29 protein-coding genes, 25 tRNA genes, 2 rRNA genes and 1 pseudogene are annotated in these 24508 nt (G+C 40.0%); 2 read left to right on the top strand and 55 right to left on the bottom strand.

Annotation, left to right across the window (positions count from 1 at the left end; translation table 11 throughout):
• Positions 1–47 precede the first annotated feature (47 nt).
• The 27 genes and pseudogenes from secY to rpsL form a co-directional block, all read right to left on the bottom strand.
• Positions 48–1346 carry a preprotein translocase subunit SecY gene (gene secY / locus G7082_RS05715; protein ID WP_166034195.1) on the bottom strand — a complete coding sequence of 433 codons (1299 nt, stop codon included), beginning with the start codon at positions 1344–1346 and terminating at the stop codon, positions 48–50.
• The gene (gene rplO, locus G7082_RS05710) at positions 1346–1786 is read right to left on the bottom strand and encodes a 50S ribosomal protein L15 (RefSeq protein ID WP_166034194.1); all 441 of its coding nucleotides are present in this window, start codon (positions 1784–1786) and stop codon (positions 1346–1348) included. The genes secY and rplO overlap by 1 nt, the downstream gene beginning before the upstream one ends.
• 43 nt (positions 1787–1829) lie before the next feature.
• Positions 1830–2009 carry a 50S ribosomal protein L30 gene (gene rpmD / locus G7082_RS05705; protein WP_086950510.1) on the bottom strand — a complete coding sequence of 60 codons (180 nt, stop codon included), beginning with the start codon at positions 2007–2009 and terminating at the stop codon, positions 1830–1832.
• An 11-nt stretch (positions 2010–2020) separates the two neighbouring features.
• Positions 2021–2521 (bottom strand): 30S ribosomal protein S5, encoded by a 501-nt coding sequence (gene rpsE / locus G7082_RS05700; protein WP_166034193.1) that lies wholly within the window; start codon positions 2519–2521, stop codon positions 2021–2023.
• Between the two features lie 20 nt (positions 2522–2541).
• Positions 2542–2898, bottom strand: a complete 357-nt coding sequence (gene rplR, locus G7082_RS05695) for a 50S ribosomal protein L18 (RefSeq protein WP_166034192.1) — start codon at positions 2896–2898, stop codon at positions 2542–2544.
• Between the two features lie 29 nt (positions 2899–2927).
• Entirely contained in the window at positions 2928–3464 is a 537-nt protein-coding gene (rplF, locus tag G7082_RS05690; protein ID WP_166034191.1) for a 50S ribosomal protein L6, read from the bottom strand.
• Positions 3465–3493: 29 nt separating this feature from the next.
• Positions 3494–3892, bottom strand: a complete 399-nt coding sequence (rpsH, locus tag G7082_RS05685) for a 30S ribosomal protein S8 (RefSeq protein WP_086950514.1) — start codon at positions 3890–3892, stop codon at positions 3494–3496.
• Positions 3893–3927: 35 nt separating this feature from the next.
• The gene (locus tag G7082_RS05680) at positions 3928–4113 is read right to left on the bottom strand and encodes a type Z 30S ribosomal protein S14 (protein WP_077275924.1); all 186 of its coding nucleotides are present in this window, start codon (positions 4111–4113) and stop codon (positions 3928–3930) included.
• 18 nt (positions 4114–4131) lie between these two features.
• Positions 4132–4671, bottom strand: coding sequence for a 50S ribosomal protein L5 (gene rplE, locus G7082_RS05675; RefSeq protein ID WP_166034190.1), 540 nt, complete (start codon positions 4669–4671; stop codon positions 4132–4134).
• 26 nt (positions 4672–4697) lie between these two features.
• A pseudogene (gene rplX, locus G7082_RS05670) lies at positions 4698–5008 on the bottom strand (50S ribosomal protein L24).
• Positions 5009–5043: 35 nt separating this feature from the next.
• Positions 5044–5412, bottom strand: a complete 369-nt coding sequence (gene rplN / locus G7082_RS05665) for a 50S ribosomal protein L14 (protein WP_086950517.1) — start codon at positions 5410–5412, stop codon at positions 5044–5046.
• Between the two features lie 49 nt (positions 5413–5461).
• A complete protein-coding gene (rpsQ, locus tag G7082_RS05660; RefSeq protein WP_086950518.1) occupies positions 5462–5728 on the bottom strand; it encodes a 30S ribosomal protein S17 in 267 nt (88 codons plus the stop codon).
• A 23-nt stretch (positions 5729–5751) separates the two neighbouring features.
• On the bottom strand, positions 5752–5943 hold the full coding sequence (rpmC, locus tag G7082_RS05655; protein WP_166034189.1) for a 50S ribosomal protein L29: 192 nt from the start codon (positions 5941–5943) through the stop codon (positions 5752–5754).
• Positions 5933–6367 (bottom strand): 50S ribosomal protein L16, encoded by a 435-nt coding sequence (gene rplP, locus G7082_RS05650; RefSeq protein WP_166034188.1) that lies wholly within the window; start codon positions 6365–6367, stop codon positions 5933–5935. Before rplP ends, rpmC begins: the two co-directional genes overlap by 11 nt.
• Positions 6368–6369: 2 nt before the next feature.
• Positions 6370–7026: a 30S ribosomal protein S3 gene (gene rpsC, locus G7082_RS05645; RefSeq protein WP_086950521.1), complete on the bottom strand. Its 657-nt coding sequence runs from the start codon at positions 7024–7026 to the stop codon at positions 6370–6372.
• Positions 7027–7041: 15 nt separating this feature from the next.
• Positions 7042–7389, bottom strand: a complete 348-nt coding sequence (rplV, locus tag G7082_RS05640) for a 50S ribosomal protein L22 (RefSeq protein ID WP_086950522.1) — start codon at positions 7387–7389, stop codon at positions 7042–7044.
• Positions 7390–7408: 19 nt separating this feature from the next.
• On the bottom strand, positions 7409–7687 hold the full coding sequence (gene rpsS, locus G7082_RS05635; RefSeq protein WP_166034187.1) for a 30S ribosomal protein S19: 279 nt from the start codon (positions 7685–7687) through the stop codon (positions 7409–7411).
• 45 nt (positions 7688–7732) lie between these two features.
• The gene (gene rplB / locus G7082_RS05630; RefSeq protein ID WP_166034186.1) at positions 7733–8566 is read right to left on the bottom strand and encodes a 50S ribosomal protein L2; all 834 of its coding nucleotides are present in this window, start codon (positions 8564–8566) and stop codon (positions 7733–7735) included.
• A gap of 33 nt (positions 8567–8599) precedes the next feature.
• Positions 8600–8887, bottom strand: a complete 288-nt coding sequence (rplW, locus tag G7082_RS05625) for a 50S ribosomal protein L23 (protein WP_166034185.1) — start codon at positions 8885–8887, stop codon at positions 8600–8602.
• On the bottom strand, positions 8887–9510 hold the full coding sequence (rplD, locus tag G7082_RS05620; protein WP_166034184.1) for a 50S ribosomal protein L4: 624 nt from the start codon (positions 9508–9510) through the stop codon (positions 8887–8889). The genes rplW and rplD overlap by 1 nt, the downstream gene beginning before the upstream one ends.
• Before the next feature lie 22 nt (positions 9511–9532).
• Positions 9533–10168: a 50S ribosomal protein L3 gene (gene rplC / locus G7082_RS05615; protein WP_166034183.1), complete on the bottom strand. Its 636-nt coding sequence runs from the start codon at positions 10166–10168 to the stop codon at positions 9533–9535.
• Between the two features lie 21 nt (positions 10169–10189).
• Positions 10190–10498 (bottom strand): 30S ribosomal protein S10, encoded by a 309-nt coding sequence (gene rpsJ, locus G7082_RS05610; protein ID WP_071457767.1) that lies wholly within the window; start codon positions 10496–10498, stop codon positions 10190–10192.
• 220 nt (positions 10499–10718) lie between these two features.
• Positions 10719–11465: a hypothetical protein gene (locus G7082_RS05605; protein WP_166034182.1), complete on the bottom strand. Its 747-nt coding sequence runs from the start codon at positions 11463–11465 to the stop codon at positions 10719–10721.
• Between the two features lie 161 nt (positions 11466–11626).
• The gene (gene tuf, locus G7082_RS05600; protein ID WP_166034181.1) at positions 11627–12814 is read right to left on the bottom strand and encodes an elongation factor Tu; all 1188 of its coding nucleotides are present in this window, start codon (positions 12812–12814) and stop codon (positions 11627–11629) included.
• Positions 12815–12936: 122 nt separating this feature from the next.
• Entirely contained in the window at positions 12937–15024 is a 2088-nt protein-coding gene (fusA, locus tag G7082_RS05595; RefSeq protein WP_166034180.1) for an elongation factor G, read from the bottom strand.
• Between the two features lie 87 nt (positions 15025–15111).
• Entirely contained in the window at positions 15112–15582 is a 471-nt protein-coding gene (gene rpsG / locus G7082_RS05590; protein ID WP_086340779.1) for a 30S ribosomal protein S7, read from the bottom strand.
• A gap of 43 nt (positions 15583–15625) precedes the next feature.
• Positions 15626–16039: a 30S ribosomal protein S12 gene (gene rpsL / locus G7082_RS05585; protein ID WP_086950532.1), complete on the bottom strand. Its 414-nt coding sequence runs from the start codon at positions 16037–16039 to the stop codon at positions 15626–15628.
• 283 nt (positions 16040–16322) lie between these two features.
• On the opposite strand from rpsL, the gene rpiA reads away from it, so the two are divergent.
• Positions 16323–17003, top strand: a complete 681-nt coding sequence (gene rpiA / locus G7082_RS05580) for a ribose-5-phosphate isomerase RpiA (RefSeq protein ID WP_166034179.1) — start codon at positions 16323–16325, stop codon at positions 17001–17003.
• A gap of 19 nt (positions 17004–17022) precedes the next feature.
• On the top strand, positions 17023–17709 hold the full coding sequence (gene gpmA / locus G7082_RS05575) for a 2,3-diphosphoglycerate-dependent phosphoglycerate mutase (RefSeq protein ID WP_166034178.1): 687 nt from the start codon (positions 17023–17025) through the stop codon (positions 17707–17709).
• Positions 17710–17726: 17 nt separating this feature from the next.
• Here the strand turns inward: gpmA and brnQ are convergent, their stop codons facing one another.
• From brnQ to G7082_RS05435, 28 genes are all read right to left on the bottom strand, one after another.
• A complete protein-coding gene (gene brnQ / locus G7082_RS05570) occupies positions 17727–19073 on the bottom strand; it encodes a branched-chain amino acid transport system II carrier protein (RefSeq protein WP_166034177.1) in 1347 nt (448 codons plus the stop codon).
• A gap of 72 nt (positions 19074–19145) precedes the next feature.
• Positions 19146–19217: transfer RNA gene (locus tag G7082_RS05565), tRNA-Glu, on the bottom strand.
• Positions 19218–19236: 19 nt separating this feature from the next.
• Positions 19237–19324: transfer RNA gene (locus G7082_RS05560), tRNA-Ser, on the bottom strand.
• Positions 19325–19336: 12 nt separating this feature from the next.
• A tRNA-Ile gene (locus G7082_RS05555) sits at positions 19337–19410 on the bottom strand.
• A gap of 19 nt (positions 19411–19429) precedes the next feature.
• Positions 19430–19500 (bottom strand) — tRNA-Gly (locus G7082_RS05550).
• Positions 19501–19511: 11 nt separating this feature from the next.
• Positions 19512–19584: transfer RNA gene (locus tag G7082_RS05545), tRNA-Phe, on the bottom strand.
• A gap of 8 nt (positions 19585–19592) precedes the next feature.
• Positions 19593–19665 (bottom strand) — tRNA-Asp (locus tag G7082_RS05540).
• Positions 19666–19668: 3 nt separating this feature from the next.
• Positions 19669–19742 (bottom strand) — tRNA-Met (locus G7082_RS05535).
• 14 nt (positions 19743–19756) lie between these two features.
• Positions 19757–19846 (bottom strand) — tRNA-Ser (locus G7082_RS05530).
• Between the two features lie 10 nt (positions 19847–19856).
• Positions 19857–19928: transfer RNA gene (locus G7082_RS05525), tRNA-Glu, on the bottom strand.
• Between the two features lie 19 nt (positions 19929–19947).
• Positions 19948–20035 (bottom strand) — tRNA-Ser (locus G7082_RS05520).
• A 12-nt stretch (positions 20036–20047) separates the two neighbouring features.
• Positions 20048–20121, bottom strand: a tRNA-Ile gene (locus G7082_RS05515).
• A 21-nt stretch (positions 20122–20142) separates the two neighbouring features.
• A tRNA-Gly gene (locus G7082_RS05510) sits at positions 20143–20213 on the bottom strand.
• A 16-nt stretch (positions 20214–20229) separates the two neighbouring features.
• Positions 20230–20302 (bottom strand) — tRNA-Asp (locus G7082_RS05505).
• 3 nt (positions 20303–20305) lie between these two features.
• Positions 20306–20379: transfer RNA gene (locus G7082_RS05500), tRNA-Met, on the bottom strand.
• 14 nt (positions 20380–20393) lie between these two features.
• A tRNA-Ser gene (locus G7082_RS05495) sits at positions 20394–20483 on the bottom strand.
• Between the two features lie 20 nt (positions 20484–20503).
• Positions 20504–20577 (bottom strand) — tRNA-Ile (locus tag G7082_RS05490).
• Positions 20578–20594: 17 nt separating this feature from the next.
• Positions 20595–20668 (bottom strand) — tRNA-Met (locus tag G7082_RS05485).
• A gap of 12 nt (positions 20669–20680) precedes the next feature.
• Positions 20681–20754 (bottom strand) — tRNA-Pro (locus G7082_RS05480).
• 12 nt (positions 20755–20766) lie between these two features.
• Positions 20767–20840, bottom strand: a tRNA-Arg gene (locus tag G7082_RS05475).
• A gap of 18 nt (positions 20841–20858) precedes the next feature.
• Positions 20859–20944: transfer RNA gene (locus tag G7082_RS05470), tRNA-Leu, on the bottom strand.
• A gap of 14 nt (positions 20945–20958) precedes the next feature.
• Positions 20959–21030: transfer RNA gene (locus G7082_RS05465), tRNA-Gly, on the bottom strand.
• Between the two features lie 12 nt (positions 21031–21042).
• Positions 21043–21115 (bottom strand) — tRNA-Thr (locus G7082_RS05460).
• Positions 21116–21129: 14 nt separating this feature from the next.
• Positions 21130–21211, bottom strand: a tRNA-Leu gene (locus G7082_RS05455).
• A gap of 9 nt (positions 21212–21220) precedes the next feature.
• Positions 21221–21293: transfer RNA gene (locus G7082_RS05450), tRNA-Lys, on the bottom strand.
• Positions 21294–21304: 11 nt separating this feature from the next.
• Positions 21305–21377, bottom strand: a tRNA-Val gene (locus G7082_RS05445).
• Positions 21378–21387: 10 nt separating this feature from the next.
• Positions 21388–21503, bottom strand: a 5S ribosomal RNA gene (gene rrf / locus G7082_RS05440).
• A gap of 87 nt (positions 21504–21590) precedes the next feature.
• A 23S ribosomal RNA gene (locus G7082_RS05435) occupies positions 21591–24501 on the bottom strand.
• Positions 24502–24508 lie beyond the last annotated feature (7 nt).

The following is a 24508-nucleotide window of genomic DNA, read 5'->3' as shown; positions in this document are numbered from 1 at the left end:
CCTTAAGTTCGAGAAAAGTGCTGAGGAAAATCCCCAACACACCACTCTTACTCTCTGATAAAACCAGTATATTGACGTTTTAATAATAACCCTTCAAGCTGTTTGTTAGTTTCAAGTGCCACACTAATAACAATCAATAAACTTGTCCCACCCAATCCGATAGATTGAGGTAGGTTCCAAACGTTTTGAGCAATAATAGGTAAAATTGCTACTAACCCTAAGAACAATGAACCAACTGTACTCAACTTCATTAATAAACTTGAGATAAATTGTTCCGTTGCTTTACCAGGTCGGACACTTGGAATATAGCTTCCTTGCTTCTGCAAATTCTCAGCAACTTTTTCAGGATTAACCTGAACAAATGCATAAAAGAATGTAAAAGCAATAATCAGTATTGTATAAATTATTCCACCAGGAATAGTTGAATAGTTAAATATTTGTTCTAGTACTTTAAACCAGGCTTCTCCACCATGGCTTGTTTTAAATGCAGTTAATATTGTCGACGGTGTTGCGATGAAAGAACTTGCAAAGATAACAGGAATAACTCCTGCAGCATTTACTTTTAACGGTAAATAACTACTTTGTGGTGCTCCAGCAACACGTTTTGTATATTGAATCGGAATTTTTCTTTCTGCTTGTTGTACATAAGTTACCATAGTAACAATTAACAACACGGCAACAATTAAAATTCCAATAAAGATGAATGAACGAGTCAAATCAGCTTTATCAATATTGACAAAATAAGCTTCATATATTTCTTTAATACTGCTAGGTAGTTTCGCAATGATACCAGCAAAGATAATCATTGATACACCATTACCAATACCTTTTTCAGATATCTGCTCACCCATCCAAGTTACTAACATCGTACCAGCAGTTAAAATAATACCGATACTAATATAAGTCATTGGATTAGGTTCTTTTACAAGACCTGCATTTGTGTAGAAGTTAAAACCTGCTGTAATCGCAATCGATTGAACAAAACCTAACACAAGTGTTAAGTAACGAGTCGCTTGATTCAACTTACGTCGACCAACTTCCCCTTGTTTTGACCACTCTACAAATTTTGGAACGATATCCATTTGAAGTAATTGAATGATGATCGAAGCCGTGATATACGGCGAAACTCCCATTGCGAACAATGAGAATCTTTCCATAGCATTACCACTAACTTGATTAAACATCGCCACTAATGCTAAGTCGTTAAGTTCTAATAACGCTTTAGCATCAACGCCTGGAACAGTAATATGGGCCCCAACTCTAAACGCGAAGAGAATGAATAGCGTGAAAAATATCTTACTACGGATACTCTTCACTTTAAACGAATCCTTCAACAGTTTAAACATTAGATCACCTCTATTGATCCACCAGCTGCTTCAATAGCAGTTTGTGCAGATTTTGAGAATTTAGCAGCTTTCACTGATAATTTTTTAGTTAACTCGCCGTTTCCTAAAATTTTAATTCCCGATTTAGCATCTTTCACGATTCCTGCTTCGATTAAAGTAGTCGGTGTTACTTCGGTACCATCTTCAAAGCGGTTCAATACGTCTAAGTTGACGATTGCAAAATCTTTACGGTTGATGTTTGTAAATCCACGTTTTGGTAAACGCATGAATAATGGTGTTTGACCACCTTCAAATCCTAGACGTACGCCACCACCTGAACGTGATTTTTGACCTTTTTGTCCACGACCTGATGTTTTACCGTTACCAGATGATGATCCACGTCCAACGCGATTGCGTACGTGTCTTGATCCTTCTGCCGGATGTAATTCATGAAGTTTCATTAACTCGGCACCTCCTTATAACTAGTTTTGAAAATATCTTTAATTAAATTTCTTCTACGTCCACTAAATGTGAAACAGTGTTAACCATACCTTTGATGGCTTCGTTATTAGGTTTAACTACAGTTGCGTGCATTTTGTTTAAACCTAAAGCTTTAACTGTATCACGTTGGTTTTGAGGACGTCCAATGATACTACGTTTTAAAGTAATTTTTAATTCGCTCATTTTTGGTCCCCTTATCCGATTAATTTATCAACAGAAATGCCGCGTAATTCCGCAACTTCTTCTGCTCTTTTTAATCTGTTTAATCCTTCAACAGTTGCGCGAACAACGTTTACAGGTGTGTTAGATCCTAAAGATTTACTTGTGATATCAGAGATACCTGCTAACTCAAGTACGGCACGAACTGGTCCACCAGCGGCAACTCCAGAACCGGCTACTGCAGGCTTCATTAAAATGCGGCCACCACAGAAAGAACCGATAACTTCGTGAGGAATTGTTGAGCCAACCATTGGTACTTCGATTAAGTTTTTCTTAGCGTCTTCAACGGCTTTACGGATTGCTTCTGGAACTTCTTGAGCTTTACCAGTACCAAATCCTACATGTCCGTTTCTGTCACCAACTACTACTAAAGCAGCAAAACGTAGACGACGTCCACCTTTAACAACTTTAGAAACGCGGTTAATTGCAACAACGCGATCTTCTAAATCAAATTGTCTAGCATCAATATTAGTCATGAATGGTATTCCTCCTTTTCTTAAAATTCTAATCCATTTTCACGTGCTGCTTCAGCTAATGCAGCTACACGTCCATGGTAAAGGTATCCACCACGGTCAAAGACTACTTCTTTAATACCTTTTTCTGTTGCTTTAGTAGCAATTGCTGAACCTACAGCTTTTGCTAATTCAGTTTTGTTTTCTCCTGAGATAGTTTTATCTACAGTAGAGGCACTTGCAAGTGTCACACCCGCTACGTCATCAATTAATTGAGCGTAGATGTTTTTGTTAGAACGGTATACGTTCAAGCGTGGGCACTCTGCAGTACCAGAGATTTTACTACGCACACGAGCATGTCTCTTTTGGCGAGTTTTATTCTTATCTGGTTTTGTAATCACACTTGTCACCTCAAATTTCTTTTTATTTGTTATTTACCAGTTTTACCTTCTTTACGTCTTACGTGTTCGCCAACATAGCGAATTCCTTTACCTTTATAAGGCTCTGGAGGACGTGTTCCACGAATATTAGCAGCTAATTCTCCAACAACTTCTTTGTTAGATCCTTTAACGATAATAGATGTGTTTGAAGGAACTTCGATTTCGATGCCTTCTGGTGTTTCGAATTCTACTGGATGTGAATATCCAACGCTAAGTACAAGTTTTTTACCTTGTAATTGAGCACGGTATCCAACCCCAATTAATTCTAATGCTTTAGTAAAGCCTTCAGTAACTCCAACAACCATGTTGTTTAAGTTAGCGCGCATAGTACCGTGCATTGTTTTATTTTCTTTGTCATCGTTAGGACGTGTTAATGTAACAACGCCTTCTGCAATGTTTAAAGTAATCTTAGGTGAAAACTCACGAGTTAATTCACCTTTAGGTCCTTTTACAGTTACAGTAGTTCCGCTTTGTGTAACAGTTACACCTGCAGGAACAACGACTGGTTTATTTCCAATACGACTCATTCTAGGACACCTCCTTGTTTAAATATTTTTTACCAAACGTATGCTAATACTTCTCCACCGATGTTACGTTCTCTTGCTTCTTTATCAGTAACGATACCTTCAGAAGTTGAGATAATTGCGATACCTAAACCGTTTAATACTTTAGGTACTTCATTTGCTTTTACATAAGCACGTAAACCTGGTTTTGAGATACGTTTTAAGTTAGTAATAACGCGTTCGTCGTTTTTACCATATTTTAAGAAAACACGGATGATGCCTTGTTTGTCATCTTCGATGAATTCTACGTCACGCACAAAACCTTCACGTTGTAAGATTTTTGCGACTTCAAGTTTGATAGTTGATGCAGGCAATTCTAATGATTCGTGTTTTACCATGTTGGCATTACGAATGCGTGTTAGAAAATCTGCAATTGGATCTGTCATCACCATTGATTTATTTACCTCCTTTTAGCGGTTTACTATTTTTACCAGCTTGCTTTCTTCACGCCGGGAATTTGTCCTTTATAGGCAAGTTCACGGAAGCAAATACGACAAAGTTTAAATTTACGATATACTGAATGTGGACGTCCACAACGTTCACAACGTGTGTACTCTTGTACTGCAAATTTTGCAGGACGTTTATTCTTAGCGATCATTGATTTTTTAGCCACGTAGTTCGCCTCCTTAAATTATTTTTGGAATGGCATTCCAAGTTGAGTTAATAACTCACGACCTTCTTCGTCACTGTTAGCAGTTGTAACAATAACAATGTCCATTCCTCGAACTTTATCTACTAAATCGTAGTCAACTTCAGGGAAGATTAATTGTTCTTTAACACCTAAAGTATAGTTTCCACGACCGTCGAATGATTTGTTACTGATACCATGGAAGTCACGTACACGAGGTAAAGAGACAGATACTAATTTATCTAAAAATTCGTACATTCTTTCTCCACGTAAAGTTACTTTACATCCAATTGGCATACCTTCACGTAAGCGGAAACCTGCGATAGATTTCTTAGCTTTAGTGATGATTGGTTTTTGTCCTGAGATTAAAGCTAATTCTTCAACAGCTTTATCTAGGTTTTTAGTATTTGAAACAGCATCACCCACACCCATGTTGATAACGATTTTATCAACTTTCGGTGTTTGCATTACTGATGAGTAGTTAAATTTTTCCATCAATGAAGGTGTTACTTCACCGATATACTTTGCTTTTAAGCGGTTCATCTAGATTTGTCCTCCTTCCTCACGAATTATTTGTCTAAAACTTCGCCAGTTTTCTTAGAAATACGTACTTTTTTACCATCTATTACTTTGTATCCTACACGTGTTGGCTCTCCGTTTGACGGATCAATCACCATTACATTAGAAACGTGAATAGATGCTTCCATTTCGATAATTCCTCCTTGAGGAGCTGATGCGCTAGGTTTTTGGTGTTTTTTCATAACGTTAACACCTTCAACGATGACGCGATCTTTTTCGGAAATGATTGAAGAACGATTCCCTCTTTACTTTTATCTTTACCTGAGATAACTTTTACTTTATCGCCTTTTTTAACGAACATCTTGTTTCGCACCTCCTTTAAACAATGAGTTTATATTATAATACTTCTGGTGCTAATGAGACTATCTTCATGAAGTTGTTGTCGCGTAATTCACGAGCAACAGGTCCAAAGATACGAGTTCCACGTGGACTCTTATCATCACGGATAATCACACAGGCATTTTCATCAAATTTGATATATGAACCGTCAGGACGACGAGCTCCAGATTTTGTACGAACGATAACAGCTTTAACTACTTCGCCTTTTTTAACAACTCCACCTGGTGTTGCTTGTTTAACTGTACAAACTACTACATCACCGATGTTTGCAGTCTTACGTCCAGAACCACCAAGTACTTTAATAGTTAATACTTCACGAGCTCCTGAGTTATCAGCAACTTTCATACGACTTTCTTGTTGGATCACTTGGGTATCCTCCTCTCAAACTTTCTATTCTTTTATAGGAAAATTCGAATTAAATAATTACGGCTTCTTCCACAACTTCTAATAAACGGAAGCGTTTCTTCGCAGATAATGGACGAGTTTCCATAATTTTAACGATGTCTCCCATTTTTGCTACGTTGTTTTCATCGTGTGCGTAATATTTCTTAGAATATTTAACACGTTTACCATAGATTTTATGAGTTTTTTTAGTTTCTACAACAACAACGATAGTTTTATCCATTTTGTCTGAAACCACACGTCCAGTGTAAACTTTACGTTCATTTCTCTCTTGAGTCATCTATAAATGGCCTCCTTCCACTATTACTTAGCTGTTTCTTCACGCAAAACTGTTTTGATGCGTGCAATCGATTTACGAACTTCAGAAACTCGCGCTGTATTTTCTAATTGACCTGTAGCTAATTGGAATCTTAAGTTGAATAATTCTGCTTTAAATTCTTTTTCTTTAGCGATCATTTCGGTAGTGGTTAATTCTCTGATATCTTTAACCTTCATTCGATTCACCACCCATTTCTTCACGTTTTACAATTTTTGTTTTTAAAGGTAATTTGTGAGAAGCAAGTCTTAAAGCTTCACGAGCTACTTCTTCAGGAACGCCTGCAACTTCAAACATGATTTTTCCACGTTTTACTGGAGAAACCCATCCTTCAGGAGCACCCTTACCAGAACCCATACGAACACCAATTGCTTTAGATGTGTATGATTTGTGAGGGAAAATTTTAATCCATACTTTCCCACCACGTTTCATGTAACGGGTCATTGCGATACGAGAAGCTTCAATCTGACGGTTAGTAATCCAGTGTGATTCTACAGCTTGTAAGCCGAATTCACCAAAAGATACTTCTTTACCACCTTTAGCTTCACCACGCATTTTACCTCTGAACTCACGACGGTGTTTCACGCGTTTAGGTACTAACATGATTATTTCCCTCCTTTCTCAGTGTTTTTCTTTTCTGGAAGAATTTCTCCACGATAAATCCACACTTTAACTCCTAGTTTTCCGTATGTTGTATCTGCTTCTTCCCAAGCGTAATCAATGTCTGCTCTTAAAGTATGTAAAGGAACAGTTCCTTCAGAATAACCTTCAGAACGAGCCATATCAGCACCATTTAAACGACCTGAAACTTGAGTTTTAATACCCTTAGCTCCAGCTCTCATAGTACGTTGGATAGCTTGTTTTTGTGCACGACGGAATGCAACACGGTTTTCTAATTGACGTGCAATTCCTTCACCCACTAATTTTGCATCTAAATCTGGTTTTTTGATTTCAACGATGTTGATGTGAACTCTTTTACCAGTGATTTTGTTTAATTCTTTTCTTAAAGCTTCAACTTCAGATCCGCCTTTACCGATTACCATACCTGGTTTAGCAGTATGAATTGAAACGTTCACGCGGTTTGCAGCACGTTCAGTTTCAATGGTAGAAACAGAAGCATCAGCCAATCTAGTCGCGATAAATTTACGAATGTTTAAATCTTCATGTAGGTATTCAGCATATTCTTTTTCTGCATACCATTTAGCGTTCCAGTCACGAATGACTCCGACACGCATTCCAATTGGATGTACTTTTTGTCCCACTAGTTGTCCCTCCTCCTATTTTTCTGATACTACTACTGTTAAATGACTTGTACGTTTGTTGATTGGTGAAGCAGATCCTTTTGCACGTGGACGGAAACGTTTCATTGTTGGTCCTTCGTTAACAAAAGCTTCTGATACAAATAAATCTTCAACATCTAAGTCAAAATTATTTTCTGCATTTGCAATTGCTGACATGAGTACCTTTTCGATAACTCCTGCCGCTTTGTTAGGTGAGAATTTCAAGATTGAAATTGCTTCTCCTACGCTTTTACCTCTAATTAAGTCAATCACTAATCTTGATTTACGAGGTGAAACGCGAACTGTTTTAGCAGTTGCTTTCGCTGAAGTAATTCTTTCTGACATGTTCGTTGCCTCCCTCTAATTAGCGTTTTGTTTTCTTATCGTCATTTACATGACCACGATAAGTTCTTGTTGGTGCGAATTCACCTAATTTATGTCCTACCATATCTTCTTGGATGTAAACAGGAACGTGTTTTCTTCCATCATATACTGCGATAGTATATCCGATAAAGTTAGGGAAAATTGTTGAACGTCGAGACCATGTTTTAATAACTTTTTTCTTTGAAAGATCTTTTTGAGCTTCCACTTTATTCATTAAGTGTTCATCTACAAAAGGTCCTTTTTTTAAGCTGCGACCCATGGTGAACCTCCTCTCAAGATTTCAAACTCCGTTAAGAGTTTATCATTATTTAGTTTTACGACGACGTACGATAAGTTTGTCTGATTTTGCTTTTTTGTTACGTGTTTTGTATCCAAGTGTTGGTTTACCCCATGGACTCATTGGTGATGGACGTCCGATTGGAGCTTTACCTTCACCACCACCGTGTGGGTGATCGTTAGGGTTCATTACGCTACCACGTACTGTAGGACGTTTACCCATCCAACGGCTACGGCCAGCTTTACCAATATTAATTAATTCGTGTTGTTCATTACCAACAGTACCGATTGTTGCACGACAAGTTCCTAAAATCATACGAACTTCTCCTGAATTTAAACGAACTAAAATATATTTACCTTCTTTACCAAGTACTTGTGCACTTGTACCAGCAGAACGAATTAATTGTCCACCTTTACCAGGTTTTAATTCGATGTTATGAATAACAGTACCTACTGGGATGTTACTTAATGGTAACGCGTTACCAGTTTTGATATCAGCATTAACTCCTGATTCAATTTTGTCGCCTACGTTAAGACCTTTAGGTGCTAAGATGTAAGCTTTGATTCCATCAGTGTAATGGATTAATGCAATATTTGCAGATCTATTTGGATCATATTCTACAGTTTTTACAAGTCCGACCACATTATCTTTGTTACGTTTAAAATCGATTACACGATATTGGCGCTTGTGTCCACCCGCTTGATGACGAACAGTAATTTTACCTTGGTTGTTACGTCCGGCGTTCTTTTTAAGTGGTTGTAACAAAGTTTTTTCTGGTGTAGATGTTGTGATTTCAGCAAAATCTGAACCAGTCATGTTACGACGGCCATTTGTGGTAGGTTTATACTTTCTAATGCCCACGTGATTCCCTCCTACTTTATATGACACATTTTATTATTCAGCGTCAAAAATTTGAATATCTTTTGATTCTTCAGTTAATTGTACGATTGCTTTACGACGTTTTTTAGTGTATCCAGCGTATTTACCCATTCTTTTGAACTTAGGTTTAACGTTCATGATATTCACTTTTTTAACTTTAACATCGAAAACAGATTCTACGGCTTGCTTAACTAATGTTTTGTTGGCTCTTGTGTCCACTTCAAACGTGTATTTTTTTTCGTCCATCGCTGCCACTGACATTTCAGTGATAACTGGGCGTTTAATTACATCGATTAATTCCATTATGCAAGTACCTCCTCTACATGAGTCAGAGCTGCTTTAGTAATTAACATTTTGTCTGCTGCTACTACATCAAGAACACTTACGTTATTTGATTCAACGATTGAAACGTTAGGTAAGTTACGTCCTGATAAAGCTGCAAAATCATTGCCACTTTCTAAAACAACTAATACTTTTGTATCTACACTCAAGTTAGTTAAAACTTGTTTGAATTCTTTTGTTTTTGGTGCATCAAATGATAAACCTTCAACAACAACCAATTTGTTCTCAGCAACTTTTTCAGATAAAACTGATTTAATTGCTAAACGACGAACTTTTTTAGGTAATTTATAGCTGTATGAACGTGGTGTTGGTCCGAAGACAACTCCACCTCCACGCCATTGTGGTGAACGAATTGATCCTTGACGTGCACGACCAGTTCCTTTTTGACGCCATGGTTTACGACCGCCACCGCGTACTGCGCTACGGTTTTTAACAGCATGTGTTCCTTGTCTTAATGAAGCACGTTGCATGATGATTGCATCATAGACAACATTTTCATTTGGTTCAATACCGAAAATAGCTTCGTTTAAAGTAACTTCGCCATTTTGAGTTCCATCTTGTTTAAATAATGCTACAGATGTCATTCTTTAGTTCCTCCTCTCGCAATTATTTAGCAGCCTTAACTGCTGTTTTGATTTCGATTAATGATTTTTTAACGCCAGGTACATTACCTTTGATTAAAATAACATTTTTATCAGTATCAACTCTTACGATTTCTAAGTTTTGAATCGTTACACGATCTCCACCCATACGTCCTGCAAGTTTTTTACCTTTAAATACACGTGATGGATCTGATGCAGCTCCCATTGACCCAGGGCGACGGTGGTAGCGTGAACCATGTGACATTGGTCCGCGTGATTGTCCGTGACGTTTGATAACGCCTTGGAAACCATGTCCTTTAGTCGTTCCTGTAACATCAACGATATCTCCTACTTGAAATACATCAACTTTAATTTCTTGTCCTACTTCGTAATCTCCAAGCTCAACATCATTGAATTCTTTAATGAAGCGCTTAGGAGCAGTATTTGCTTTTGCAACATGACCTTTAGCAGGTTTGTTAGATAAAACTTCACGTTTATCTTGGAAGCCAACTTGAATAGCTTCGTAACCATCAGTAGCCATTGTTTTTAATTGTAAAACAACGTTTGGTGTTGCTTCTACAACAGTAACTGGGATTAATTCGCCATTTTCAGTAAAGACTTGTGTCATACCTACTTTTTTTCCTAAGATTCCTTTAGTCATGAGTACACCTCCATGATTTTATTATAATTTAATTTCAATATTTACACCGCTTGGTAAGTCTAGCTTCATTAAAGCATCAACTGTCTTAGGTGTTGGACTCACGATGTCGATTAGACGTTTATGAGTACGCATTTCGAATTGTTCGCGTGAATCTTTGTATTTATGAGTCGCGCGGATTACTGTATAAACTGAACGGTCAGTTGGTAATGGAATTGGTCCAGAAACTTCTGCCCCTGTTCTTTTTGCTGTTTCTACAATTTTCTCTGCAGATTGATCTAATACTCGGTGTTCATACGCTTTTAAACGGATACGAATTTTTTGTTTTGCCATTTTGTTCCCTCCTTCGTCTATTTTAGTTAAGTAGACTAGCTCCACGAAAATCTCCAACACACCACCATGGCAATGCTCCCTGGCGTGTCGCAACCTCTCGCTTCAAAGCCGTGGTATTCTCTAAATCATACCGACATACTTTTTTTATTTCAGCACTTTTAAAAGTATACTAAAAAAAAAGCCTGATGACAAGCTTTTTTTTAGAGTTTTTTTATTTTTTTTAATAAGTGATTCCCATGTTAGTTAAAGCTGTTTGAATTTGCTCAATTTGCTTCATCAAACTATCTTTTTCAGCACCTTGTGGTAAAGCATCTACAGCTGACTTAGCTGCATAGTAATCATCTAAGGTGAAATCAGATTGAACTTGTCCGTTAATAATAATACGGTTGATAACTTCTTGAGCTACTTGTCCATTAGCTGATTTTTCAGAGTTTGAATCAGAATCTGAATCAACATCTTGACCTCCAAGATATTTTAACATACCTTCGTAAAATTCATCTTTGTCTTTAACTTCATTAAGATCTTTCATTAATTCTTTTTTATCCTCTGAAGTTCCCTCTTTAAGCGCTACATCTTTTTTAAATTCTTCCCCGACAAGAACTGGTTCAGTAAACAACTCATTAAATCTTGACTGAAGATTAAATCGTTTATTTAAGTCTTTCATTAACTTTTGTTCATCTTCACTTTTTGCATTTTTTTCAAATGAGTTAATCTTTTGTTTTGTAACATCTTTTGCTAAAAAGCCCTTTTTTTGATCAGAATATAACGACGTTAAATCCTGACTTGTTTTAGATGCGGTTTTATCTTTTGATTTAGACTTAGGTTCCTTTGACTCTTTCGCTTCTGTTTTAGATGTGTCCCCTAATTTATTCGTCTGCGCTTTCTCATACTTACTACCTACGACAAATGCCCCCATTGCAAAAACAATAGAAATAAACAACCAAACGACTTTATTTATTTTTTTCATTCTTGGTACTCCTCCTTGCACATTTCACTTTCCGTGTGTTATCTAAATTTATCATACAGTATTAAATTATAACATAACAAAAAAAGGTTGAAAACAAAAGTTTTCAACCTTACGTCCGGACACGTGTTACTTTGTTACTTATTTGAAAGATAATTCGGAAATTATCCTAAGATTTCAGATACAACACCTGAACCAACAGTACGTCCACCCTCACGGATAGAGAAACGAGTACCATCTTCGATAGCGATTGGGTGGATTAATTCCACTTCCATAGCTACGTTATCACCAGGCATAACCATTTCGATACCTTCTGGTAATTGACAAACGCCAGTTACGTCAGTAGTACGGAAATAGAATTGTGGGCGGTAGTTAGTGAAGAATGGAGTATGACGTCCACCTTCTTCTTTAGATAAAACATAAACTTCCGCTTTAAATTTCGTATGTGGAGTGATTGTTCCTGGAGCTGCTAATACTTGTCCACGTTGGATATCTTCACGAGCTACCCCACGTAATAAAGCACCGATGTTATCGCCAGCTTCAGCGTAATCTAATAATTTACGGAACATTTCAACACCTGTAACTGTTGATTTAGCAGTAGCTTCAGCAATACCAACTAATTCAACTTCGTCACCAACACGTACTTCACCACGTTCAACACGGCCTGTAGCAACAGTACCACGTCCAGTAATTGAGAATACATCCTCAACTGGCATCATGAATGGTTTGTCAGTTTGACGTTCTGGAGTTGGGATATACTCATCAACTGCAGCCATTAATTCTAAGATTTTTTCTTCGTAAGAAGCTTCACCTTCTAAAGCTTTTAAAGCTGAACCAGCGATAACTGGAGTGTCATCACCAGGGAAATCGTAATCTGATAATAAGTCACGAACTTCCATTTCAACTAATTCTAATAATTCTTCGTCATCAACCATGTCCATTTTGTTTAAGAAAACAACGATGTATGGTACACCAACGTTACGAGATAAAAGGATATGCTCGCGAGTTTGTGGCATTGGGCCATCAGCAGCAGATACTACTAAGATAGCGCCGTCCATTTGAGCAGCACCAGTGATCATGTTTTTAACATAATCCGCATGTCCTGGACAATCCACGTGAGCGTAGTGACGAGTTTCTGTTTCATATTCGATATGAGAAGTGTTGATCGTGATTCCACGTTCTTTTTCTTCTGGAGCGTTATCGATATCAGCGTAGTTTTGAGCTTCACCGAAACCATTTTTTGCTAATACTGTAGCGATTGCTGCAGATAAAGTTGTTTTACCGTGATCGACGTGTCCGATAGTACCGATGTTTACATGGGATTTCGAGCGGTCAAATTTTTCTTTTGCCATTTGTATAATTCCTCCTAAAAGATGAAAGTTATTTTTATATTATAGTGAAGAAGGAACAAAAAATAATTTTTATTCCTTCGACTATTCATTTTACATGAAATCTAGGAAAATGCCTAGTCATTCTAATCAGCAGATCCACCATTTTTCTTGATGATTTCTTCTTGAATAGATTTTGGTACGTCTTCATAGTGGTTAAATACCATCATAAATGTACCACGTCCTTGAGTTGCAGAACGTAATGTTGTTGCGTATCCAAACATTTCAGCTAATGGCACAAGTGCGTTAACAATTTGTGAATTTCCATGAGCTTCCATTCCTTCAACACGTCCACGACGACTTGTTACGTGTCCCATAATGTCTCCTAAATATTCTTCAGGAACTGTTACAGTAACTTTCATCATTGGTTCTAAGATTGCTGGTTGAGCTTTCTTAGCTGCGGCACGTAATGCCATAGATGCTGCCACACGGAATGCCGTTTCATTTGAATCGACATCATGGTATGAACCATCATAAAGTTTAGCTTTAATATCTACTAACGGATAACCAGCAAGAACACCATTGTTCATAGATTCTGCTAATCCTTTTTCAACAGCTGGGATGTATTCACGAGGAACCACACCACCGACGATTGCGTTTTCGAATTCAAAACCTTTACCTTCTTCGTTTGGTGTAAATTCAACCCAGACATGTCCGTATTGACCTTTACCACCCGATTGACGTACAAATTTACCTTCTGCTTGAGTAAGAGGTGCTCTAAATGTTTCACGGTATGAAACTTGAGGTGCTCCTACATTAGCTTCTACTCTAAATTCGCGTCTCATACGGTCTACTAAAACGTCTAAGTGTAACTCACCCATACCAGAGATAACTGTTTCTCCAGTTTCAACGTTTGTTTCAACTCGGAATGAAGGATCTTCTTCAGCAAGTTTTTGTAAAGCAACACCCATTTTATCTTGGTCAGCTTTAGATTTAGGTTCTACAGCTACTTGAATAACTGGTTCTGGGAACTCAATTGATTCTAAGATAACTGGTGCATCAAGTGCACATAAAGTATCACCTGTTGTTGTATCTTTAAGTCCAACAGCTGCAGCAATATCTCCAGAGAAAACTTGGTTTATCTCTTCACGACTGTTTGCATGCATTTGTAGGATACGTCCGATACGTTCTTTTTTATCTTTAGAAGCGTTCAATACATATGAACCACTTTCTAAAGTTCCAGAATAAACACGGAAGAAAGTTAAACGTCCAACGAATGGATCCGTCATAACTTTAAATGCTAATGATGAGAAAGGAGCGCTATCGTCAGCTGGACGAACAGTTTCTTCTTCTGTTTTAGTATCAATTCCTTTAATAGCTTCAACGTCTGTTGGAGCTGGTAAGTAATCTAATACCGCATCAAGCATTAACTGAACACCTTTGTTTTTAAACGCAGATCCAGCCATTACTGGGAAGAATTCAACATTGATCGTCGCACGACGGATACCAGCTTTTAATTCTTCGATAGAGATTTCTTCTCCATCTAAGTATTTCATCATTAAGTCTTCATCAGTTTCAGCTACTGCTTCTACTAATTTTTCGCGCCATTCGATTGCTTGTTCCATATATTCTTCAGGAATTTCTTCCTCACGGATGTCTGTTCCTAAGTCATTTGTATAGATTTCAGCTTTCATAGTGATTAAATCAATAATCCCTGTGAAGTTATCTTCTGCACCAATTGGTAATTGAATTGGATGAGCGTTGGCTTGCAAGCGGTCATGTAAAGTTTTTACAGAATACAAGAAGTCAGCACCAATTTTATCCATTTTGTTACAGAAAACAACACGTGGAACTTTATAGTCAGTTGCTTGACGCCAAACTGTTTCAGTTTGAGGCTCAACACCTGATTGTGAATCAAGAACTGTTACAGCACCATCTAATACGCGTAGTGAACGTTGAACTTCAATAGTGAAATCCACGTGACCAGGAGTATCGATAATGTTAACTCGGTAACCTTTCCACTGTGCAGTTGTTGCTGCAGAAGTGATTGTGATACCACGTTCTTGTTCTTGTTCCATCCAGTCCATTTGTGAAGCTCCTTCATGAGTTTCACCAAGTTTGTGGATTTTACCTGTATAATAAAGGATACGCTCAGTTGTTGTTGTTTTACCAGCATCAACATGGGCCATGATTCCAATATTACGTGTATTATCTAACGAGAATTCTCTTGCCATCTTAAATTGTTTCTCCTCTCTTATTGTAGTTCATTGTAATTAATACTTAATCCATAGTCAGCTAAGCCAACTATGGATAAGAGGATTTTACCAACGATAATGTGCAAATGCTCTGTTGGCTTCAGCCATTTTATGTACATCTTCACGTTTCTTAACAGAAGCGCCAGAATTGTTAGCAGCATCCATGATTTCTTTAGCTAAACGTTGATCCATAGTGTGCTCTCCACGTAAACGTGCATAGTTAACTAACCAACGTAAGCCTAAAGTAGAACGACGCTCTGGACGAACTTCAACTGGTACTTGATAGTTAGAACCACCAACACGGCGAGCTTTAACTTCAAGAACAGGCATAATGTTTTCCATAGCTTGTTCGAAAACTTCTAACGGATCATTTCCTGTAGATTCTTTAATAATATCGAATGCATCATAAATAATGCTTGAAGCAACACCACGCTTACCATCAATCATTACGCGGTTGATTAAACGGGTAACTAATTTAGAATTATAAATCGGATCTGGTAAAACTTCACGTTTTGTAACAGGACCTTTTCGAGGCATGTGTAACTCCTCCTTCCAAGTATTTTTATTTTTTTAAAAAGATTTATTTCTTAGGTTTTTTAGTTCCGTATTTAGAACGGCTTTGTTTACGATCTGTAACACCAGCAGTATCTAAAGCTCCACGGACAACATGGTAACGTACTCCAGGTAAATCTTTCACACGTCCACCACGAATTAAAACAACACTATGCTCTTGCAAGTTATGTCCAATACCAGGAATGTAAGCTGTCACTTCAATTAAGTTAGACAAGCGAACACGGGCATATTTACGTAACGCCGAGTTAGGTTTTTTAGGTGTCATCGTTCCCACACGTGTACAAACCCCACGTTTTTGTGGAGAGTTCACATTTGTTTGAGATTTTTTGAAACTATTGTAGCTCTTTCCTAAAGCGGGAGAGCCAGATTTAGTAGTTTGTGATTTACGAGACTTACGTACCAATTGATTAATTGTAGGCATGATAGTTCCTCCTTCCTTAAAACTTCTTATAGACCCACACATCCAGGTGGTTCTTTTTTTTATTTAAAAAAATTAATGCAAGGTTACCTGCATTTAGCTCGTGCCTTCTTACTAGTTAGCACGTCTTAACGAGACCTGTCCAAGCACCTTTGTAACTATAGCATAGCATTTCAAAAATTGTCAATAGTTTTCAAGAAATTTATTTTAAATTATTTCTAACTTTCCTTTTTTTGTAGATATGATTACAATGAAAGAGTTAACAAAACATATTTGGAGGCGACTTATGAATTTAAAAAAAATGGTTGGAATCGAATCAGCAAAATATGTCAAAGACGGAATGACGGTTGGTTTAGGTACCGGTTCGACTGCCTTTTTTATGGTAGAGGAAATCGGCCGACGTATGCGTGAGGAAGGCTTAAGCATCACTGGTGTAACCACTTCTAACGCAACAGAAAAACAAGCGTCAGAATTGGGTATCCCTTTAAAAAGCATTGATGAAGTTGATCATGTGGATGTAACGATTGACGGAGCAGATGAAATTTCTAATGATTATCACGGCATTAAAGGTGGCGGTGCTGCCCTGTTATTCGAAAAAATCGTAGCAACGTATTCGAATAAAACAATCTGGATTGTAGACGAATCAAAAATGGTAGAGCATTTAGGCGCATTCCCATTACCTGTAGAAGTGATTCCTTATGGTAGTGATCAATTAGTTCGCTTATTTAATTCAAAAGGCTACAACCCAAAAATTAGACGACAAGATAATGGTAATCCTTTGCTAACTGATAGTAAAAACTATATTATTGACTTGTACCTAGAAAAAATCGAAAACCCTAAAGATTTAGCTACTTGGTTAGATCATCAAGTTGGGGTTGTGGAACACGGTCTTTTCTTAGATATGGCAACAACAGTCATCATAGGTACTTCTGACAAAGGAGTTCAAACGATCGAAGTATCTAGATAACTTAGAGAGGATGAACAAGATGAGAAAATTAGTTTTTGTAAGACATGGATTAAGCCAGTGGAATGCTTTGAATTTATTTACTGGTTGGGAAGACGTGGATTTAAGTGATAAAGGAATTGAAGAAGCCAAGGATGCCGGCAAGAAAATTAAAGAAGCTGGTATTCATTTTGATATAGCTTATACTTCTTACTTAAAACGCGCCATTAAAACATCACACTATGTATTGGAAGAGTCCGATCAACTTTTCATTCCTGAAATAAAATCTTGGCGTCTTAACGAACGTCACTACGGTGCTTTACAAGGTCTTAATAAACAAGAAACAGCTGATAAATACGGTGCGGATCAAGTCCAACTTTGGCGACGTTCTTATGATACATTGCCACCATTAGTAGATGAAAACGATCCAGCATCAGCAACAAAAGATCCAAAATATGCCTTGCTAGATAAAAGAAGTGTCCCTGGTGGAGAAAATCTTAAAGTAACTTTGGAACGCGCTTTACCATTCTGGGAAGATCATATTGCCCCTTCTTTATTGAAAGGTGAGACAGTGTTAGTAGCAGCTCACGGAAATTCACTACGAGCACTAGCAAAACACATCGAGAACATTTCTGACGATGATATTATGGATCTAGAAATTCCAACAGGTCAGCCACTCGTCTATGAATTGAATGATGATTTAACATTAATCAAAAAATATTACCTATAAAAAAGAAGAGTTTGTCACTATGACAAACTCTTCTTCTTTTTATCTATGAGTAACCCAATAACTAGTCCCAACAAGGCAATTGTTACCCAACCTAAACCACTTGAGAAAAACGGAATAAATGTCTCAGCAAATTTAAGTAAACTAGAAACTAAAGAGGTTTCTTTTAAAGACATAGGTAAACTATTTAAAGCATCAAAGAAACCAGCAAACATCGTCAGATAAGTGACACACTGGAAGATCAATTTCTTTTTCCCAATCCACTGATTACATACCCCCATTAAAATCAAAGTCATCGCTAAAGGATAGATAAACATTAATACAGGAATTGAAATTTGAATAATCAAATCTAAACCAACATTAGCAATCAATGTTGCTAGCAATATGCAAGATACCGTAAAGACCGAATATGATTTAGAAGGATACAATTCATTAAACGTTCGACCAAAAGCTGTGCTGAGTCCTATGGCTGTCTTCAAACACGCTACGATAACGATTGCCGCAAGTAAGACACTACCTGCCGTTCCTAAATAATGTTGCGCTACTTGAGCTAAAGTGATCCCACCATTTTTATTCAATGTAAACGTCCCTAAACTCATTGTTCCTAAAAATGAAAGTAACGTATAAATAACACCCATCAAAATAATTCCCATTAAACCAGATTTCGTCGCTTCTTTAGCTACAAGACTAGGTTTTGTTATACCTAAACTTTGAATATTCTCGATAATAATCATCCCAAAGGCTAAAGCCGCTAAAGCGTCTAGCGTATTATAACCATCTGTAAATCCTTTAAAGAAAGCATTTGACTCATATGCCGTTTGAACAGGACTCCCATTAATACTTCCAAGTGGATTGATAAAAGCTAACAATAATAAGGAGAATAATAAAACTAAAAATAAAGGGGTTAAAAATTTCCCCACATAATCTAAGATTTTACTTGGCTTTCTGGAAAAAAACCAAACAATAAAAAAGAACAGGACACTAAATAGAAGAAGACTTATTTTTTGGCTACCACTAGGTAAAAAAGGTGCCAAAGCAATTTCAAATGAAGTACTGGCTAGTCTTGGCATCGCAAAAAAAGGGCCAATCACTAAATATAAAACAGTCGTAAATATCAATCCGTATTTCTTTCCAACTTTACTAGATAACTCATACAGATCACGACTAGATGATAAACCAAATGCAATAATACCTAAAAATGGCAACCCAATACCTGTTATCAAGAAGCCTAAATTAGCCTGAACAATATGAGCTCCTGCCTCTTGTCCCATCTGAATCGGAAAAATTAAGTTACCAGCACCAAAAAACAACCCAAATATAAGGGATCCCACAAACAACCTTTCCTTCATCGTTAGTTCATTCTTCATTTTTAGAAAACTCCTTTTAATTTCAATATAATAAAAAAAGCTCAGAATTGAATTAATCAATTCTGAGCTTTATGACCCGTACGGGAATCGAACCCGTGATACCGCCGTGAAAGGGCGGTGTCTTAACCGCTTGACCAACGGGCCTAAATTAAGAAAAATACTATGGAGAAGGAGGGATTTGAACCCTCGCGCCAGTTACCCGACCTATACCCTTAGCAGGGGCACCTCTTCAGCCACTTGAGTACTTCTCCATCCTAAAATAATGGGCCTAAATGGACTCGAACCATCGACCTCACGCTTATCAGGCGTGCGCTCTAACCAGCTGAGCTATAGGCCCCTTTTCTTCAAAAAGAAGAAGCGGGTGACGAGAATCGAACTCGCGACAACAGCTTGGAAGGCTGTAGTTTTACCACTAAACTACACCCGCGTGTAGTTAAATGGCGCAAGACAGAATCGAACTGCCGACACACGGAGCTTCAATCCGTTGCTCTACCAACTGAGCTACTGCGCCAAAAAAAACGGTCCCGACGGGATTTGAACCCGCGATCTCCTGCGTGACAGGCAGGCATGTTAACCCCTACACCACGGAACCTAATTGCGGAGACAGGATTTGAACCTATGACCTTCGGGTTATGAGCCCGACGAGCTACCTAACTGCTCCACTCCGCGATATTTAATTAAAAAGGAGGATAAGGGATTCGAACCCTTGCGTGCTTTTACACACCTGACGGTTTTCAAGACCGTTCCCTTCAGCCGAACTTGGGTAATCCTCCAAAAATATAATGACCCGTACGGGAATCGAACCCGTGATACCGCCGTGAAAGGGCGGTGTCTTAACCGCTTGACCAACGGGCCTAAATTAAGAAAAACACTATGGAGAAGGAGGGATTTGAACCCTCGCGCCAGTTACCCGACCTATACCCTTAGCAGGGGCACCTCTTCAGCCACTTGAGTACTTCTCCATCCTAAAATAATGGGCCTAAATGGACTCGAACCATCGACCTCACGCTTATCAGGCGTGCGCTCTAACCAGCTGAGCTATAGGCCCCTTTTTTCTTCAAAAAGAAGAAGCGGGTGACGAGAATCGAACTCGCGACAACAGCTTGGAAGGCTGTAGTTTTACCACTAAACTACACCCGCGTGTAGCAAAAACAAACGGTCCCGACGGGATTTGAACCCGCGATCTCCTGCGTGACAGGCAGGCATGTTAACCCCTACACCACGGAACCTAATTGCGGAGACAGGATTTGAACCTATGACCTTCGGGTTATGAGCCCGACGAGCTACCTAACTGCTCCACTCCGCGATATTTAATTAAAAAGGAGGATAAGGGATTCGAACCCTTGCGTGCTTTTACACACCTGACGGTTTTCAAGACCGTTCCCTTCAGCCGGACTTGGGTAATCCTCCATGGCTTTAAAGATCTATAATGGACCTTGTAGGACTCGAACCTACGACCGCCCGGTTATGAGCCGGGAGCTCTAACCAACTGAGCTAAAGGTCCAAGTTCCAAAATATTAGTCGCGGCGGAGGGGATCGAACCCCCGACCTCCCGGGTATGAACCGGACGCTCTAGCCAGCTGAGCTACACCGCGAAATTATGTAAATCGGGAAGACAGGATTCGAACCTGCGACCCCTTGGTCCCAAACCAAGTGCTCTACCAAGCTGAGCTACTTCCCGTATTACTTAAAACGCGCCCAAGAGGAGTCGAACCCCTAACCTTCTGATCCGTAGTCAGACACTCTATCCAATTGAGCTATGGGCGCTTGTGTATTTTATTAAAATGCCGAGGACCGGAATCGAACCGGTACGGTGATCACTCACCGCAGGATTTTAAGTCCTGTGCGTCTGCCAGTTCCGCCACCCCGGCTAAGAACTCATAAAAGCGGAAGACGAGGTTCGAACTCGCGACCCCCACCTTGGCAAGGTGATGTTCTACCACTGAACTACTTCCGCTTATTTAAAAAGTGCCGGCTAAAGGAGTTGAACCCTCGACCCTCTGATTACAAATCAGATGCTCTACCAACTGAGCTAAGCCGGCGTTTAAATTTTAAGTGCGGGTGAAGGGACTTGAACCCCCACGCCGTTAGGCGCTAGATCCTAAATCTAGTGCGTCTGCCAATTCCGCCACACCCGCATATAAAAATGACCCGTACTGGGCTCGAACCAGTGACCCTCTGATTAAAAGTCAGATGCTCTACCAACTGAGCTAACGAGTCATCATTTTAAATGGAGGTTAACGGGATCGAACCGCTGACCCCCTGCTTGTAAGGCAGGTGCTCTCCCAGCTGAGCTAAACCTCCAAAACACTTTGCATGGCGACGTCCTACTCTCACAAGGGGAAACCCCTCACTACCCTCGGCGCTAAGAAACTTAACTTCTGTGTTCGGCATGGGAACAGGTGTATCCTTCTTGCCATCATCGCCACACTTACGTGCGTTTTATTTAATTGAGTGATTGTTCACTCAAAACTGAATGTTTTAGTTAGACATCTTTTTTTACTTTACCGTTTTTTTTTGGTTAAGTCCTCGATCGATTAGTACTAGTCCGCTCCGTACATCACTGCACTTCCACTCCTAGCCTATCTACCTGATCATCTTTCAGGGATCTTACTTTCTTAAAGAAATGGGAAATCTCATCTTGAGGGGGGCTTCACGCTTAGATGCTTTCAGCGTTTATCCCTTCCACACATAGCTACCCAGCAATGCCCTTGGCAGAACAACTGGTACACCAGAGGTGTGTCCATCCCGGTCCTCTCGTACTAAGGACAGCTCCTCTCAAATTTCCAACGCCCGCGACGGATAGGGACCGAACTGTCTCACGACGTTCTGAACCCAGCTCGCGTGCCGCTTTAATGGGCGAACAGCCCAACCCTTGGGACCGACTACAGCCCCAGGATGCGACGAGCCGACATCGAGGTGCCAAACCTCCCCGTCGATGTGAACTCTTGGGGGAGATAAGCCTGTTATCCCCAGGGTAGCTTTTATCCGTTGAGCGATGGCCCTTCCATGCGGAACCACCGGATCACTAAGCCCGACTTTCGTCCCTGCTCGAGTTGTAGCTCTCGCAGTCAAGCTCCCTTATGCCTTTGCACTCTGCGAATGATTTCCAACCATTCTGAGGGAACCTTTGGGCGCCTCCGTTACTTTTTAGGAGGCGACCGCCCCAGTCAAACTGTCCATCTGACACTGTCTCCCGCCACGATAAGTGGCGCGGGTTAGAATGGTCATAACACAAGGGTAGTATCCCACCAATGCCTCCCTCGAGACTAGCGTCCCGAGCTCTACGGCTCCTACCTATCCTGTACATGTGTTACAAACATTCAATATCAAACTACAGTAAAGCTCCATGGGGTCTTTCCGTCCTGTCGCGGGTAACCTGCATCTTCACAGGTACTAAAATTTCACCGAGTCTCTCGTTGAGACAGTGCCCAAATCGTTACGCCTTTCGTGCGGGTCGGAACTTACCCGACAAGGAATTTCGCTACCTTAGGACCGTTATAGTTACGGCCGCCGTTTACTGGGGCTTCAATTCTGAGCTTCGCTACTAGCTAACCCATCCTCTTAACCTTCCAGCACCGGGCAGGCGTCAGCCCCTATACGTCATCTTTCGATTTTGCAGAGACCTGTGTTTTTGATAAACAGTCGCTTGGGCCTATTCACTGCGGCTGAACTTGCGTTCAGCACCCCTTCTCCCTAAGTTACGGGGTCATTTTGCCGAGTTCCTTAACGAGAGTTCTCTCGCTCACCTTAGGATTCTCTCCTCGACTACCTGTGTCGGTTTGCGGTACGGGCCGTTTGTTTCTAACTAGAAGCTTTTCTTGGCAGTGTGATATTAAGACTTCGGTACTAAATTTCCCTCCTCATCACAACTTGTCCTTAAAGGTAAAAGCATTTGACTCTTACCAAGACTTGTTGCTTGAACGCACATATCCAACAGTGCGATCTTGTAACCTACTGCGTCCCTCCATTGTTCAAACAAAACAAACGGGTACAGGAATCTCAACCTGTTATCCATCGCCTACGCCTATCGGCCTCAGCTTAGGTCCCGACTAACCCTGGGAGGACGAGCCTTCCCCAGGAAACCTTAGTCATTCGGTGGACAGGATTCTCACCTGTCTTTCGCTACTCATACCGGCATTCTCACTTCTAAGCGCTCCACCAGTCCTTACGATCTAGCTTCAACGCCCTTAGAACGCTCTCCTACCATAGAACCTAAGTTCTATCCACAGCTTCGGTAATATGTTTAGCCCCGGTACATTTTCGGCGCAAGGGCACTCGACTAGTGAGCTATTACGCACTCTTTAAATGGTGGCTGCTTCTGAGCCAACATCCTAGTTGTTTGTGCACCCTCACATCCTTTTCCACTTAACATATATTTGGGGACCTTAGCTGGTGGTCTGGGCTGTTTCCCTTTCGACAATGGATCTTATCACTCACTGTCTGACTCCCGGACATAAATGAATGGCATTCGGAGTTTATCTGAATTCGGTAACCCGAGACGGGCCCCTAGTCCAAACAGTGCTCTACCTCCATCATTCTAATTCCGAGGCTAGCCCTAAAGCTATTTCGGAGAGAACCAGCTATCTCCAAGTTCGTTTGGAATTTCTCCGCTACCCACACCTCATCCCCGCACTTTTCAACGTACGTGGGTTCGGTCCTCCAGTGCGTTTTACCGCACCTTCAACCTGGACATGGGTAGGTCACTTGGTTTCGGGTCTACGACTACATACTCACTCGCCCTATTCAGACTCGCTTTCGCTACGGCTCCGCTTCTTCAGCTTAACCTCGCATGCAATCGTAACTCGCCGGTTCATTCTGCAAAAGGCACGCCATCACCCATTAACGGGCTCTGACTTTTTGTAGGCACACGGTTTCAGGTTCTATTTCACTCCCCTTCCGGGGTGCTTTTCACCTTTCCCTCACGGTACTGGTACACTATCGGTCACTAGAGAGTATTTAGCCTTGGGAGATGGTCCTCCCGGATTCCGACGGAATTTCTCGTGTTCCGCCGTACTCAGGATACTCATAGGTGTGTTGTCAATTTCGTCTACGGGGCTTTTACCCGCTCCGGCTGACCTTTCCAGGTCGATTCGACTATCCACAACAGCTACCACAGCTGAGTCCTACAACCCCAACAAGCAAGCTTGTTGGTTTGGGCTGTTTCCGTTTCGCTCGCCGCTACTAAGGAAATCGATTTTTCTTTCTCTTCCTGCAGGTACTTAGATGTTTCAGTTCTCTGCGTCTACCTCTAACAAGCTATGTATTCACTTGAAAGTAACATCCTATAAAAGATGCTGGGTTCCCCCATTCGGAAATCTCTGGATCATAGCTTACTTACAGCTCCCCAAAGCATATCGGAGTTAGTCCCGTCCTTCATCGGCTTCTAGTGCCAAGGCATCCACCGTGCGCCCTTATTCACTTAACCTTTTTCT

The sequence above is a fragment of the Vagococcus hydrophili genome, assembly GCF_011304195.1.
Taxonomy (GTDB): domain Bacteria; phylum Bacillota; class Bacilli; order Lactobacillales; family Vagococcaceae; genus Vagococcus; species Vagococcus hydrophili.
Note: the sequence above shows the minus strand (reverse complement) of the source record. Positions and strands in the feature narration are given on the sequence as shown.